15 protein-coding genes are annotated in these 13,611 nt (G+C 68.8%); 8 read left to right on the forward strand and 7 right to left on the reverse strand.

Annotated elements, in window-relative coordinates:
• Position 1 precedes the first annotated feature (1 nt).
• Entirely contained in the window at positions 2-595 is a 594-nt protein-coding gene (locus tag FHU31_RS27005) for a DUF305 domain-containing protein (RefSeq protein ID WP_167163848.1), read from the reverse strand.
• Positions 596-664: 69 nt separating this feature from the next.
• Here FHU31_RS27005 and FHU31_RS27010 point away from each other — a divergent pair, with 69 nt between their 5' ends.
• Together FHU31_RS27010 and FHU31_RS27015 are read left to right on the forward strand one after the other, a co-directional pair.
• The gene (locus FHU31_RS27010) at positions 665-871 is read left to right on the forward strand and encodes a cation transporter (protein WP_167163850.1); all 207 of its coding nucleotides are present in this window, start codon (positions 665-667) and stop codon (positions 869-871) included.
• Entirely contained in the window at positions 868-3,069 is a 2,202-nt protein-coding gene (locus tag FHU31_RS27015) for a heavy metal translocating P-type ATPase (RefSeq protein ID WP_167163851.1), read from the forward strand. Before FHU31_RS27010 ends, FHU31_RS27015 begins: the two co-directional genes overlap by 4 nt.
• On the opposite strand, the gene FHU31_RS27020 is transcribed toward FHU31_RS27015, so the two are convergent.
• The gene (locus FHU31_RS27020; RefSeq protein ID WP_263988108.1) at positions 3,055-4,164 is read right to left on the reverse strand and encodes an adenylate/guanylate cyclase domain-containing protein; all 1,110 of its coding nucleotides are present in this window, start codon (positions 4,162-4,164) and stop codon (positions 3,055-3,057) included. The two genes, FHU31_RS27015 and FHU31_RS27020, sit on opposite strands and share 15 nt — an antisense overlap.
• 48 nt (positions 4,165-4,212) lie before the next feature.
• Here FHU31_RS27020 and FHU31_RS31730 point away from each other — a divergent pair, with 48 nt between their 5' ends.
• Positions 4,213-4,701 carry a DNA-deoxyinosine glycosylase gene (locus tag FHU31_RS31730; protein ID WP_234901694.1) on the forward strand — a complete coding sequence of 163 codons (489 nt, stop codon included), beginning with the start codon at positions 4,213-4,215 and terminating at the stop codon, positions 4,699-4,701.
• 9 nt (positions 4,702-4,710) lie between these two features.
• Positions 4,711-5,166: an SRPBCC family protein gene (locus tag FHU31_RS27030; protein ID WP_167163857.1), complete on the forward strand. Its 456-nt coding sequence runs from the start codon at positions 4,711-4,713 to the stop codon at positions 5,164-5,166.
• Here FHU31_RS27030 and FHU31_RS27035 read toward each other — a convergent pair whose 3' ends face one another.
• The 3 genes from FHU31_RS27035 to FHU31_RS27045 all read right to left on the reverse strand — a co-directional run bounded on the left by FHU31_RS27035 (position 5,167) and on the right by FHU31_RS27045 (position 8,957).
• Positions 5,167-6,549 (reverse strand): HNH endonuclease signature motif containing protein, encoded by a 1,383-nt coding sequence (locus FHU31_RS27035; protein ID WP_167163859.1) that lies wholly within the window; start codon positions 6,547-6,549, stop codon positions 5,167-5,169.
• Positions 6,550-6,708: 159 nt separating this feature from the next.
• Positions 6,709-8,112, reverse strand: a complete 1,404-nt coding sequence (locus FHU31_RS27040) for an amidase (RefSeq protein WP_167163861.1) — start codon at positions 8,110-8,112, stop codon at positions 6,709-6,711.
• Positions 8,113-8,129: 17 nt separating this feature from the next.
• Positions 8,130-8,957, reverse strand: a complete 828-nt coding sequence (locus tag FHU31_RS27045; protein WP_167163863.1) for a helix-turn-helix domain-containing protein — start codon at positions 8,955-8,957, stop codon at positions 8,130-8,132.
• Between the two features lie 27 nt (positions 8,958-8,984).
• On the opposite strand from FHU31_RS27045, the gene FHU31_RS27050 reads away from it, so the two are divergent.
• The 3 genes from FHU31_RS27050 to FHU31_RS27060 are packed head-to-tail and all read left to right on the forward strand — an operon-like array spanning position 8,985 to position 10,363.
• Positions 8,985-9,452: a VOC family protein gene (locus FHU31_RS27050; protein ID WP_167163865.1), complete on the forward strand. Its 468-nt coding sequence runs from the start codon at positions 8,985-8,987 to the stop codon at positions 9,450-9,452.
• 23 nt (positions 9,453-9,475) lie between these two features.
• Positions 9,476-9,913 (forward strand): HIT family protein, encoded by a 438-nt coding sequence (locus tag FHU31_RS27055; RefSeq protein ID WP_167163867.1) that lies wholly within the window; start codon positions 9,476-9,478, stop codon positions 9,911-9,913.
• 3 nt (positions 9,914-9,916) lie between these two features.
• Entirely contained in the window at positions 9,917-10,363 is a 447-nt protein-coding gene (locus tag FHU31_RS27060; protein ID WP_090364034.1) for a nitroreductase family deazaflavin-dependent oxidoreductase, read from the forward strand.
• Here FHU31_RS27060 and FHU31_RS27065 read toward each other — a convergent pair.
• Positions 10,360-11,415, reverse strand: a complete 1,056-nt coding sequence (locus FHU31_RS27065) for an LLM class flavin-dependent oxidoreductase (protein ID WP_167163869.1) — start codon at positions 11,413-11,415, stop codon at positions 10,360-10,362. The two genes, FHU31_RS27060 and FHU31_RS27065, sit on opposite strands and share 4 nt — an antisense overlap.
• Before the next feature lie 7 nt (positions 11,416-11,422).
• A complete protein-coding gene (locus tag FHU31_RS27070) occupies positions 11,423-12,256 on the reverse strand; it encodes a uracil-DNA glycosylase (protein ID WP_263988109.1) in 834 nt (277 codons plus the stop codon).
• Between the two features lie 69 nt (positions 12,257-12,325).
• Here FHU31_RS27070 and tap point away from each other — a divergent pair, with 69 nt between their 5' ends.
• Entirely contained in the window at positions 12,326-13,549 is a 1,224-nt protein-coding gene (tap, locus tag FHU31_RS27075) for a multidrug efflux MFS transporter Tap (RefSeq protein ID WP_167163871.1), read from the forward strand.
• The last annotated feature ends 62 nt before the right edge of the window (positions 13,550-13,611 follow it).

Consider the following 13,611-nt stretch of genomic DNA (forward strand, 5'->3'; position numbering starts at 1 on the left):
GCTACAGCGTCTGGAGGATCGCCTTCATGGTGTCGATCTCCTTCTGCTGAGAGTCGACGATGGCGTGGGACAACTCGATCGCCGGGCCGTACTGCCCGGTGGCGATCTCGTCCTGAGCCATGGTGATCGCACCCTCGTGGTGCGCGATCATCTGGGTGACGTAGAGCTTGGCCGCTTCCGGGCCGGGGGCGTTGCGCAGCGCCTCGATGTCCTTCTCGGAGACCATGCCCTGCATCGAATCGTGGTTCATCGGCGCCGTCGCCGGGCTGCCCCAGGACGTGAGCCAGCCCTGCATCTGCTGGATTTCGGGGGCCTGCGCGGCCTTGATCTCGGTGGCGAGCTGAACCACCCGGGGATCGACGCCCTGCTTGGCCAGCAGGATGTCGCTCATCTGCACCGCCTGGGTGTGGTGCGGAATCATCATCTGGGCGAACATCACGTCGGCATCGTCATGGGCCGTGGCATCCGCACCGGCCGCCGCCGAACTGGGGTGGTCATGGCCGGCGTTGCCGTCGTGGCTCGTCGCACTGGGCTGGCTGCTACAACCCGCCAGCACCGCAACCGCTGCCGCGATCACTGCCGCTGTCTTCTTCATCTCTCTCCTCACATCGCTGGGCCGGACGTGACCATTTACCCATACCCCCTACCGGTATATCATGGGGGCATGAACATCGTTCTCAATGTCGAGGGTATGAGCTGCGGCCACTGCGTCTCGGCCATCACCGCCGCGGTACAGCCGCTGCCCGGCGTCACCGGAGTCGAGGTCGATCTCAGCGCCGGCACCGTCACCGTCTCCGGCACACCCGACACCTACCCCGATCGCAAAGCCGTGACTGCCGCCATCGAGGACTGCGGTTACGAGGCAGCATGAGTACCCTCACCCTCGACGTCGGCGGGATGACGTGTGCCTCCTGCGCAGCACGAATCGAGAAGCGGCTCAACCGGATCGACGGCGTTCACGCCACCGTGAACTTCGCCACCGAGCAGGCTCGCGTCGACTTCCCCGACACCGTCAGCCCCGACGATCTGGTCGCGGCCGTCGAGTCGACGGGTTACTCCGCCAGACTGCCCTCCCCGGAACCCGCAGCCGCCCCAGAACGTGACGAGTCCACCGAGTGGCGGCAACGGCTACTGATCAGCGCCGCCCTGAGCGTGCCGGTGGTGGCACTGTCGATGATCCCCGCACTGCAGTTCACCAACTGGCAGTGGCTGGCCTTCACGCTGGCGTCGCCGGTGGTGGTGTGGGGCGCCTGGCCGTTCCACCGGGCCGCGTGGACCAACCTGCGGCACGGCGCCGCCACCATGGACACGCTCATCTCGGTGGGCGTCAGCGCCGCATACCTGTGGTCGGTATGGGCGCTGTTCTTCACCCATGCCGGGATGCCGGGTATGAAGATGCCCTTCGAGTGGGTGTCCCGCGGCGGTGCGCCGCACCTGTACCTCGAAGTGGCAGCCGCCGTCACGACGTTCCTGCTCACCGGGCGGTATTTCGAGGCGCGGGCCAAGCGCACCTCCGGGGCAGCGTTACGGGCCCTGCTGGATATGGGCGCCAAGGATGTCGCGGTGCTGCGCAACGGGACGAGCGAGGTGCGGATCCCGACCTCACAACTGGCGGTCGGCGATGTGTTCGTCGTGCGCCCCGGCGAGAAGATCGCCACCGACGGCACGGTCACCGCAGGCGCGTCGGCCGTCGACGCGTCGATGCTGACCGGCGAGCCGGTGCCCGTCGAGGTCGGTCCGGGCGACACCGTGGTCGGGGCGACCGTCAACGTCGGTGGACGGCTCGAGGTGCGGGCCACCCACATCGGTGCGGACACCCAGTTGGCACAGATGGCCCGGCTGGTCAGCGAAGCGCAGAGCGGTAAGGCCGACGTGCAGCGGCTGGCGGATCGGGTGTCGGCGGTCTTCGTGCCGATCGTGATCGGGTTGGCCCTGCTGACCTTGGCGGGCTGGTTGCTGATCGGCAGCTCGGTGGCCGCTGCCTTCACCGCCGCCGTCGCGGTGCTCATCATCGCCTGCCCGTGCGCGCTGGGACTGGCCACGCCGACCGCACTGCTCGTCGGCACCGGCCGGGGAGCGCAGTTGGGCATCCTCATCAAGGGCCCGCAGGTGCTGGAATCCACCCGCCGCGTGGACACCGTGGTGCTGGACAAGACCGGCACCGTCACGACGGGCCGGATGTCGGTGGTCGCGGTACATGTCGCCGATGGCGAATCCGAGGCCGAAATCGTCCGGCTGGCAGGCGCTCTCGAGCATGCCTCCGAGCATCCGATCGCCCGCGCGATCGCCGAGCACGCCGGTGGAGCGCTGCCGCCGGTGGACGGGTTCGAGAATCACGGCGGACGCGGGGTGACCGGCGTCGTGGACGACCGGGCGGTGGCCGCGGGCCGGTTGTCCTGGCTGACCGAGGAGTGGGCCATGACGGTGCCGGCCGATCTGCGTTCGGCCGCCGAGGCGGCCGAAAGGCAGGGCCGCACCCCGGTGTGGTTCGCCGCCGACGGACGTGTCCGCGCGGTCATCATCGTCTCCGACACCATCAAGGACACCTCGGCCGAGGCGATCGCCCAGTTCCGGGCTCTCGGCCTGACTCCGGTCCTGCTGACCGGCGACAACCGTGGCGCCGCCGAAGCCGTTGCCGCACAACTGGGTATCGAGCAGGTGGTGGCCGAGGTGCTGCCCGCCGGCAAGGTGGCCGAGATCAAGCGGCTGCAGGCCGGCGGTGCGGTGGTGGCGATGGTGGGCGACGGCGTGAACGATGCCGCCGCGCTGGCGCAGGCCGATCTGGGTCTGGCGATGGGCACCGGCACCGATGTCGCCATCGAGGCGTCGGATCTGACACTGGTGCGCGGCGATCTACGCGCCGCCGCCGACGCGATCAGATTGTCCCGAGCCACCCTGCGCACCATCAAGGGCAACCTGTTCTGGGCGTTCGCCTACAACGTGGCCGCGCTGCCGTTGGCCGCGCTGGGACTGCTGAACCCGTTGATCGCCGGCGCGGCGATGGCGTTCAGCTCGGTATTCGTGGTGACGAACAGCCTACGGCTGCGCCGGTTTTCACCCGTTCGGTAGCCGCGCCCGGAACAGTTTGGTGTCATCCTTGATGCCCTTGAGTCGCCGTGCACCGGCGAAGGACCACTCGAACCCGGCATCGTCGCCGATCGCGTCGCGGGCGGCCTCGGACACCAGTACCGAACCCGGGCGTGCGACCCCGGTGATACGGCTGGCCAGGTTGACCGGGCTGCCGAACCAGTCCCCGCCCCGGCTGACCGCCATGCCGGTGGCCACGCCGGCACGCAGTCGCAGGAAGTCCTCACCCGCCTCGGTCGCGTCGACCAGAGCCAGCATCGTGACCAGCAACGGCACCGGGTCCGGACTGACCAGCATCACGGCATCGCCGATCGACTTGATGAACCGCACCGGTGGCACGACCACGTCGTAGGTCAAGTCGACCAGACGGCGCGCCAGGTCCTCCAACTCCTCGGGCGGCACCGCCTCGCCGAGGCGGGTGAAGCCCACCAAATCGGCGAAGGCCACCGCCACCGGCCGGGCGCCGGGTAGCGGGAGCCCCTTGGCGCGTTCCCCAGCCGTCACCGCCTCGGTCTCCATGGTGTGGCGCAACTGCAGCCGAAGCATGTCCTGGATCATCGGCCCGAGCAGCGGATCAGCTTGGCGCAGCAGGGCTTCGGAGGCCTTGGCGATCTCCAGCTCGGTGGCGCCGGCGGCCATCATCGCCGACAGCGCGGTGAACCGAATGGCTTCTGCCGTCTTCGCCAAACCGTCGGCGATGACCCTGATCACCGCCACGATGCGGTCCTCATCGAAGCCCAGATCCATGAACTTGACGACATAGGAGGTGATGTCGCCGTCGATCGCGGGGTGGATCCGCGCGTCCGGATCGTCGGACTGCGGTAACCCGATGGCGCGCTGGATCCGCCGCAGCAGATCGAGATCGATGCCGGTCGACTCGCAGATCTCACGCGCCGACACCAGCGTGCCGTCATCCCCGAGTACCCGCCGTGACGCCAGGAGCAGCGGTGAGTACGCATCGCGGATCTGGCCGGTGGTGATGCCCTGCTCCAACAGCCACTCGATCAGCTCGGCGCGCTCGGCCCGCGCGTCCCCTTCGAGCCCGTCGAGTAGGTCGGCGATGTCTGGAGAGTCCACGACGTCAACGTAGCGGTACGGGATCGTCGGTGTGGGATCGTGGCTGGAATGACCGACGTCCTGCGCGGGCTGCCACCGTTGGTCGGTGCCGGCGCCCGCTTGCTGATCTGCGGCAATATGCCCAGCGTGATGTCGCTGGCGGCGGCCGAGTACTACGGCAACCCGCGCAACGCGTTCTGGCGGATCGCCGGTCAGGTGTACGGGTTCACCGCGGACGCGCCGTACCCGGAGCGGGTGGAGTCCTTGCTGGCACACGGCATCGCGGTGTGGGATGTGCTGCACACCTGCATCCGCCAGGGCAGCCTGGATTCCGCGGTGCAGCGCGACAGCATGGTGCCCAACGACTTTGCGGCCTTCTTCACCCGGCATCCGTCGATCGAGCGGGTGCTGTTCAACGGGGCTGCCGCCGAGACGAACTACCGGCGGCTGGTCGGCGTCACCCCGGTCCCCGCCGTGCGGCTGCCGTCCACCAGTCCGGCGCAGACCATGCGCTTCGCCGACAAGCTGGCGATCTGGCGCGCCGAACTGGCCGACTAGGATCGCGCCATGAAAGGTTCAGTGACCGTACACATGAACGCGCCGGCCGACCAGGTCTGGAATCTGATCGCCGATGTTCGCAACACCCCCAAGTACTCACCGGAGGTGTTCGAATCCGAATGGCTGGATGGCGCGACCGGACCCGCGTTGGGCGCGCGGTTCCGCGGGCACGTCAAGCGCAACGAGATCGGGCCGATCTACTGGACGACGTGCCGTGTCACCGCCTGCGAGCCGGGGCGAGAGTTCGGCTTCGAGGTGCTCGCCGGAGACAAGCCGGTGAACAACTGGCATTACGCCCTGGCCCCCGCCGGTGACGGCACGGATGTCACCGAGTCGTTCTGGATGACACCCGGCCTGCTCGACACCGTGTTCGGTATCTTCGGCGGTCAGTTGCGCACCCGGCGCAATATCCGGGATATGACCACCACCCTCAACCGGATCAAGGCCGAGGTCGAGGCGGCCTGATCACCCGGATGCGTCCTGGGCCGGGTCCGGCGGTCCGTCACCCAGGATGTGTTCGGGGTGGTGGTAGAGGTTGGTGCGGGCTTGGCCGGTGTCCAGTAGCGGTGGTGGGATCCATTCGACGCTGCCGGTGGTGGCGACGACGGTTTTCCAGCCGCCGTCTTTGACCAGACGGTTGTGCGGGCCGCAGGCCAGCACCAGTTCGTCGATATCGGTGTGGCCGCCCTGCGCGAAATCCTGCACCGCGTGATGGGTTTGGCAGCCATACGCCGGGACCCGGCAGCCGGGGAACGTGCAGCCCCGATCCCGGTAGGTGAGCACCAGACGCTGATCCGCACTGGCGCAGCGTCGGGTCCGCCCGAAATACAGCGGCCGCCCGGTCACCTCATCGAACACCGCCAGACACAACAACGAATGCGAGGCCAGGCGGATGACCTCACGCATCGGCACCCGACTACCGGCCGCGGTCACCGCGTGCCCGATCGCCTCGTCGAAGTCGGTGACGGTGGCACCGAGCACCACCGTCACCGGGAGCCCGTTGTGCTCACCCAACTCACCCGACGCCAGGGCGTTGCGGGCGACGGTGATCAACGCATCGTGCTGACGCTGCCCCAGGCTGCGGGTGTCGGCATCGATCGCCTCCTGCGACGGCGTGCCCTTGGTACACGGCCTCTGGTCGGCGGGATTGCACATCCCCGGCCCGGCCAACTTGCCCAGCACCGGTTCCAGATACGCCCGGCCCTGCGCGGTCACGGTGCCATGAAACTCACTGGTCCCGTCGGGGCGCTGCTGACCCAGCACGAACGTGCGGCGCTGCTCACCACGCTCGGCCACCTCATCGTCGTCGTGAGGTTCGGGCCCATCCGGGTCGAGAACAGCGAGCAGGTGCTTGGCCAGGCGCCGCAGTGTGTCCGGATCGTGCACGCTGGCGTACCCGGCCAGCCGGGCCTCGGCATCGGCGCGGGTCGGCTCATCCACCCGTGGCGGGAGCTTCTTCATGGTTGTGGTGATGATGCGGACATGCTCGGCGGTGATCTCCCCACGCGCCTGGGCGGCCGAAGTACCCGGATACACCGGCGCCAACCGCTCACCGGTCACCGTCCGCCGTGGGGCCAGTAATTCCCCCTCAGCCAGGCGGCGCCCAGCCTCCGTCGGGGACAGCCGCAACCGGATCCCCAACGCATCCTTCCAACTACGGGCACCTAAGTCGGCGGGGCCGGCTTGGGCTTTCACCGCCGCCATCACCCGATGCTGGATCGCCGGGACCCTCCGATACACCCGCTCCAGCGCTGTCTGGATGTCGAGGAGTTCGGTGACCGAGGCATCGTCGAACACCATGCCCGACAGCTTGTCGAGCACCGCCTCCAGATCGACCACACCCTCCATGACTCGAACACTAGTACGAACCACCGACACGTTCAGGCGTTATCCACAGCCCAACAAACCATCCACAGATCCACGCGCACAACATGATTCGATGTTGCGGCGACCGAGAAACAGTGCTAGGGCGCTACCCCAGCCGATCCACGATGTCCTTCGCCTCCGTCAAGCCCAACCCGGCGTCGTTGGGCTCACAGTGCGCACCGGAGGTCGTCGATGCGCCCACGGCCGGGCCGACTCGATCTGCGCGCCCAGCGACAGCAGCGTCGCCTCGCCGGACGGTCGTCCCATCAGCTGGATCGACATCGGTATCCCGTGGGGGTCCAGTCCCCACGGCACCACTGCCGCCGGCTGCCCGGTGACATTGCACATGGCCTGGAACGGCACCCGTGCTGCCACCAAAGCGAGGGTGGAGATGGCGCCGCGGCGCTGATACGCCCCGATCCGCGACGGTCCGGTGGCCGCGCCGGGGGTGAGGACCACGTCGACGTCGTCGAAGATAGACAGCACCCGCGCCGCGATGGCGGGCTCGGCGGCCCGGATCGCGGCCATCCTGCGCTCGGACAACAAGCCGCCGATCCGGGCGAAAGCCCTTGTCCGGGAATCCAGCCGCTCCGGATGCGGCAACATCTGCACATCGTCGTGGACACCGCGGAAGTACCGCGGCAAGGCGTGGCCGTAGACCACACCGACCGGATAGTCCGGGTCCCGTTCGATGACCTCGTGGCCCAGATCGCGAAGCAGCCCAACGGCTTCGGCGACGGCGGCGCGCTGCGGAGCACCGACCCGTGCCGTCACCCCGGGCGGCACCTTGAGACTCACGGCGATCCGCAGCCGGCCGGGCGCACGTGCCGCCGCAGCCACGAAATCGCCACCCGGGGCGGTGACGTCGAGGAACAGCGCGGCATCTGCCACGGTGCGCGCGAGGGGGCCGTTGGCCACCAGACCGCACCAGGCGTTCTCGTGCGGTGCCGTGGGCACCCGGTCACGCTGCGGCTTGATCCCGAACAGACCACACCAGGTGGACGGCACCCGGATCGATCCCATGCCATCGGATCCCAGCGCGATCGACGCCAAGCCGGCGGCCATCGCCGCACCACTGCCCCCACTGCTGCCGCCGGGGGCGAAATCGGTGTTCCACGGGTTGTGCGTCGCCCCGTAGCTGAGGGTTTCGGTGAACGGCCAGATCATCATCTCCGGCACCGCGGTCTTGCCCACGATGACCGCACCCGCGGCGCGCAGTCGCCGCACCACCTCGGCGTCCTCGGTGGCGGCGGGGCCGTGCGCGCTGCTCCCGTAGGCGGTCACCTCGCCGGCGACGTCGGTGTCGTCCTTGATCGCCACCGGCACACCGAGCAGCGGCAGCCGCTCCCCGGCGTCCAGCCGGACCTGTGCCGCGGCAGCCTCGGACCGCGCCGAGTCGGCGAGAACGACACGGTACGAACGGATCTCGGGATCGATATGCGCAATCCGGTCCAGGAACAGCTCAAGCAGATCGGGCGCACTCAGGGTTCTGGCGGCCAGCATGCGGGCATGTTCGGCCGCGCCCGCGAACGCGATATCGCTCATGGTGGCCACGGTAGCGCTCACGGCCCGTGCGCGGTGGCGTACTCCCCCGGCGTGCAACCGAGCATGAGACGAAAGTCGTTGATGAAATGAGCCTGGTCGTACCAACCCAGCCGGATCGCCAAGTCGGCGAAGTCGACGCCGGGCGTGCTCTCGATCTCCAGGGCCGCCTGCTGCAGCCGGTAGCGGCACAACACCCATTTCACCGGGACCCCGACATAATGCGCAAAAACCCGCTGCGTGGTGCGGGTACTCCACGGCGAGATCGCCATCACCTGCGTCACCCGGTGCAGGGCGGTGTCCTGCTGCATCCGCTCGATCAGTCCGGTGAGCTCCCGGTAGACGGGATCGGCCGGCGCACGGACGTCCCCGATCGCGTCATCCAGGCGCGAGCGCACCACGTCTCGATCCTCACCGAGTTCGATTGGCGCGCCGAAGAGGTCGTCATCCGCGGGCTGCACCAGACCGGTGAGTTCTGCGGCGTCGCGGCCGAATCGCGCGGTGAACCCGCCGGGCCGGAATCGGGCGCCCACCACGGTGCCACGCTCGGCGATGGTGGTGCGGAACACGCGTGGCACCACACCGTGCACCAGCGTGTTCGGCAGTGCGAAGCCGTGCCGGGCGGCGTCATCGCCCCACTCCCTGGTGAGGTGCAACGACGGGAAGGTGATGACGGTGTTGTCGTGCGGACCCTCGGCCCGGCGGTCCCACCGCACCGACCAGAAATGTTCGACGAATCTGCCGGCGTCGTCCGACGGCGGCCAGCGGCGCAGCTCGAAGGCCGCGATGCTGCCTGCCCGCCCGACCACACCCCGGACCGGCGCTGGCGTGTTTTTCCAAGCCGCCACGGGCTCAAGGCTACGAAACTGGCCGATATGAGCAGCACTCCGATCCCCCAGGGTTACACCAGCCTGACCCCGTTCCTGTGCGTCGACGGCGCGGCCGCGGCGATCGATTTCTACACCGAAGCGTTCGGTGCCACCTTGATCAGCCGGATGGATGGCCCGGATGGGACCGTCACCCACGCGGAACTGGACTTCGGTGCGGGCCGGTTGCAGCTCGGCGATCCCCAGGATGCCTACCAACTGGCCGCCCCGGACCGGGGTGCATTCGCCACCGAGTCGATCGGGCTGTACTGCGCCGATGCCGACGCCGTGGTGGCACGTGCGGTGGATGCGGGCGCCACCGTCCGGGAACCCCTGCAGACCTTCGTCACCGGTGACCGATTCGCGTCCCTCATCGACCCGTTCGGGCGGCGCTGGACCGTGATGACCCGCGTCGAAGACCTGACCCCGGAGGAGCAGGACCGCAGGCTTGCCGAGTGGGCGTCCACGAACACCTGACGGAGGGCGGCTAACGTGGCGTCATGACCTGCGTGTTCTGCTCCATCGTCACCGGCGCCGCCCCCGCGATCAGGATCCACGAAGACGACGACTACCTCGCGTTCCTCGACATCCGGCCGTTCACCCGCGGCCACACCCTGGTGATCCCCAAGCGGCACACCGTGGACCTGACGGACACCCCGCCGGACACACTCGCCGGGCTGACGGTGCTGGGCCAGCGCATCGCGAAGGCGGCCCGGGTATCCGGCCTGCACGCCGACGGCAACAACATCGCGATCAACGACGGCAAGGCCGCCTTCCAGTCGGTCTTCCACATCCACCTGCACGTGGTGCCACGCCGCACCGGCGACAAATTGTCGTTCGCAAAGGGCCTGGTGCTGCGCCGCGATCCAGATCGCGAGGAGTCCGCACGCCTGCTACGTGCGGGGTTGGCGAGACTGGAGCACACCGCGCAGGATTGACCCATGACGCATCTGTCCCCGATAGAGCAAGCCGGCCTGCGCGTGCTGCACCTGCACGACCTGCTGTACCAGAAGACCAACGGCCTGATCGGTCACCGGGTCCCGGGCCTGCCCAACAGCCTGCTGCTGCACACCGTGGGCGCCAAGACCGGGCAGCCACGCGTCAACACGCTGAGCTACGCCCGTGACGGCGGTGACTACCTGGTGGTCGCATCGATGGGGGGCGCACCGCGCTCGCCGGGCTGGTACCACAATCTCAAGGCCCGACCGGAGGTCGAGATCAACGTGGGCACAAGGCGACTGGCGGCCACGGCGCGCCCGATCCTGCCCGACGACCCGGATTATGCGCGACTGTGGCAGTTGGTGAACAAGAACAACGCCAACCGCTATGAGGCCTACCAGCGCAAGACCAGCCGGCCCATCCCGATCGTCGCCCTGACGCCCGCTTAGAGAAGCTCCTTCGCGAGCAGTTCCAGCGCCGTCACCCGGGCCGGCGCGGTGGAAGGCGAGGTGCCACGGTACGCCGAGCCGACCGGGCTGACCATCACCTCGTCGACATCGAATTCCTCGGCCAGCGAACGGATCTGCTCGGCGGCCTCGGCCGGGTCGCCAACCACGGTGCGGGCCCGGCCCGCGTCGATGATGAGCTGTTCCTGCGCCGAAACGGTCGCACCGAGCGCATCTTCGACCAGATCGAGTGGCCCCAGCGGCCGACCGGTGCGCAGCCGGCCCATCATCTGCAGATTCGGCAGCAGCAGATCCTCGGCCTCGGCGCGGGTCTGAGCCACCGACGCGTTGACCGTCAGGAACGTAGTGGGCTCGGAAAGCTCTGCGCTCGGCCGGAATTCAGCGCGGTAGGCGGCCAGCGCCTCGGCGGTGCCCTGCCCGGTGAAATGGTTGGCGAAAACGTACGGTAACCCCTTGGCCGCCGCCAGGTGCGCCGAATACATCGACGAGCCGAGCAGCCAGAGGCGCGGCTCACTGGCCGCGGCCGGGGTGGCCTTCAAGACGTAGTCCTCTTGCTGCGCCACGCCGCCACGGGTCAGTGCCACCCGCACACCACGAGCACCCATCAGGGCGGCCACATCGTCGAGATACTGCGGGAACCGCTCGATATCCGTATCGTCACGGCCGGCTGCGCCGCGCAAGGCCACCGACGTGACCGGGTCCGAGCCGGGCGCACGGCCGATCCCGAGATCGATACGCCCCGGGGCGGCAGCCTCCAGCAGGGCGAACTGCTCCGCGACCGCCAGCGGCGCATGATTGGGCAGCATCACCCCACCGGAACCGAGCCGGATATGCGAGGTCTGGGCGGCCAGATAAGCGATCAGCACCGGCGGACTGGTGGCCGCCACCGCCGCCATGTTGTGGTGCTCGGCCACCCAGTATCGGCTGAACCCCAGCCGATCGGCGGTCTTGGCCAGCGCCGCCGTGGCTGCCAGCGCATCGGCGGTGGACTGGTCCGACCGGACCGGGACGAGATCGAGCACAGAAAGACGCACGACTGCGTCAACGCCGGGTGATGCCGGAACGTTCCCGTGCCTGGACGAACACCTCGTCGAGCATGGCCGGTGTCAACCGGCCGGTGAACATGTTCTGCTGGCTGGGGTGGTAGCAGCCCAGCAACGTGCGGCCCGTGGACAGTGTCGCCACCGCGCCGTGACCGAACACCGGCTTCCGCTGTCCGGCAAGCTCCTCGGCGAGCAGTCCCTGGGCGACCTGCCAGGCAAAGCCACCCAGCGCCACCACCACCCGCACGTACGGCGCGACCAGCCGCCATTCGGCGAGCAGCCACGGCGCACAGGTCAGCCGCTCCGCGGGGGTGGGTTTGTTGGCCGGCGGGGCGCAGCGCACCGGCGCCACGATCCGCACGCCGTTGGCCCGCATCCCGTCGGCGGCGTCGACGCTGAGACCGGAACTGACCAGGCCGGCCCGGTGCATCGCGGCGAACAATTGGTCGCCGGACCGGTCCCCGGTGAACACCCGGCCCGTGCGGTTGGCCCCGTGCGCGGCCGGCGCCAGCCCGACCACCAGGACGCGGGGGCGGGCCGCCCCCCAGCCCGCCACCGGGCGGCCCCAGTAGGGCTCGTCGGCGAAGGCGCGCCGTTTGGTCACGGCGATCTCTTCCCGCCAAGAGACCAGGCGCGGGCATGCCGCGCACACCGCGCAGGCGGCGTCGAGTGCGGCGACCGTTCCCGCGCCGGCGGCCAGCGCCGCGACGGCCTCGGGATCGTGGGCCACCGGCGTCGAGGATTTCGCGCGATCCCCCGGCCAACCCGTCCCGGGTGGCACCGGCGAGGCGAACAGCCGTCCGGTGCGCGGATGGGGAAGCTCGCGGGACACGCCCTCATCCTGTCTGAAATTCGATGGCCGGGTGCGGCGAAGCGCTGTTAGATTCTCCGGCGAGACGTCATGAATACACGCCCCCGCGGCCCAGCGCTGCTCATCCTGCTCGCTGCCCTCATGGCGGGATCCGGCAACGGCATCTCCATGATCGCCTTTCCGTGGCTTGTGTTGCAACGCAACGGATCAGCTCTTGACGCGTCGATCGTCGCGATGGCCGGGACACTGCCGCTGCTGGCATCCACCGTGATCGCCGGCACCGCCGTCGACTACATCGGCCGGCGACGGGTCTCGATGCTCGCCGACGCACTGTCTGCCCTGTCCGTCATCGCCGTGCCGGTCATCGCGCTGATTTTCGGCGTGCACGCCGTCAACGTCGCGGTACTGGCAGGTCTGGCCGCGCTCGGCGCCGCGTTCGACCCGGCCGGGATGACGGCACGGGAGTCGATGCTGCCCGAGGCGGCCGCGCGGGCGGGCTGGACACTCGATCACGCCAACAGCATCTACGAGGCGGTGTTCAACCTCGCCTACATCGTCGGGCCGGGCATCGGCGGCCTGCTGATCACCACCCTCGGCGGGATCAACACGATGTGGGTCACCGCGGCCACCTTCGGCTTCTCCATCGCGGCGATCGGGTTGCTGCGGCTGGAGGGCGCGGGCAAGCCGAACCGCGAGGCACTGCCCGAACGCGTGTGGGCCGGCGTCGTCGAGGGCCTGTCCTTCGTGTGGAACACCAAGGTGTTACGCACGCTGGCCATCATCGATCTGACGGCCACCGGGCTGTACATGCCGATGGAGAGCGTGCTGTTCCCCAAGTACTTCACCGACCGCAACGAACCCGCGCAGCTGGGCTGGGTGCTGATGGCGCTGTCGGTGGGCGGCCTGGTCGGCGCGCTGGGGTACGCGGTGCTGTCGAGATACCTGAAGCGGCGCACCACCATGCTGATCGCGGTGATCACGCTCGGGGTGGCCATGACGATCGTGGCGTTCCTGCCGCCGTTGCCGGTGATCCTGGTGCTGTGCGCGATAGTCGGTTTCGTCTACGGCCCGATCGCACCGATCTACAACTACGTCATGCAAACCCGGGCACCGCACCACCTGCGCGGTCGGGTGGTCGGCGTGATGGGTTCGCTGGCGTATGCGGCGGGGCCGCTGGGTCTGCTGCTGGCCGGGCCGCTGGCCGATTCAGCCGGATTGCGCACGACATTTCTCGCGCTGGCCCTGCCGATGCTGGTGATCGGCGTGGTCGCCGTCGCCTTGCCGTCACTGCGCGAACTCGACCGGCCCGGCTAGCACACCGGATCAATCGGTCCGACCAAAAACCCAATAATGCTAGGCATTTCCTGGGCACGCCT

This window comes from Mycolicibacterium fluoranthenivorans (assembly GCF_011758805.1).
GTDB lineage: Bacteria > Actinomycetota > Actinomycetes > Mycobacteriales > Mycobacteriaceae > Mycobacterium > Mycobacterium fluoranthenivorans.

Bases quoted from the DNA above. Each gene is read 5' to 3' on its own strand.
- FHU31_RS27005 (WP_167163848.1), bottom strand. From the start codon at position 595: ATGAAGAAGACAGCGGCAGTGATCGCGGCAGCGGTTGCGGTGCTGGCG.
- FHU31_RS27010 (WP_167163850.1), top strand. From the start codon at position 665: ATGAACATCGTTCTCAATGTCGAGGGTATGAGCTGCGGCCACTGCGTC.
- FHU31_RS27015 (WP_167163851.1), top strand. From the start codon at position 868: ATGAGTACCCTCACCCTCGACGTCGGCGGGATGACGTGTGCCTCCTGC.
- FHU31_RS31730 (WP_234901694.1), top strand. From the start codon at position 4,213: ATGACCGACGTCCTGCGCGGGCTGCCACCGTTGGTCGGTGCCGGCGCC.
- FHU31_RS27030 (WP_167163857.1), top strand. From the start codon at position 4,711: ATGAAAGGTTCAGTGACCGTACACATGAACGCGCCGGCCGACCAGGTC.
- FHU31_RS27035 (WP_167163859.1), bottom strand. From the start codon at position 6,549: ATGGAGGGTGTGGTCGATCTGGAGGCGGTGCTCGACAAGCTGTCGGGC.
- FHU31_RS27040 (WP_167163861.1), bottom strand. From the start codon at position 8,112: ATGAGCGATATCGCGTTCGCGGGCGCGGCCGAACATGCCCGCATGCTG.
- FHU31_RS27050 (WP_167163865.1), top strand. From the start codon at position 8,985: ATGAGCAGCACTCCGATCCCCCAGGGTTACACCAGCCTGACCCCGTTC.
- FHU31_RS27055 (WP_167163867.1), top strand. From the start codon at position 9,476: ATGACCTGCGTGTTCTGCTCCATCGTCACCGGCGCCGCCCCCGCGATC.
- FHU31_RS27060 (WP_090364034.1), top strand. From the start codon at position 9,917: ATGACGCATCTGTCCCCGATAGAGCAAGCCGGCCTGCGCGTGCTGCAC.
- tap (WP_167163871.1), top strand. From the start codon at position 12,326: ATGAATACACGCCCCCGCGGCCCAGCGCTGCTCATCCTGCTCGCTGCC.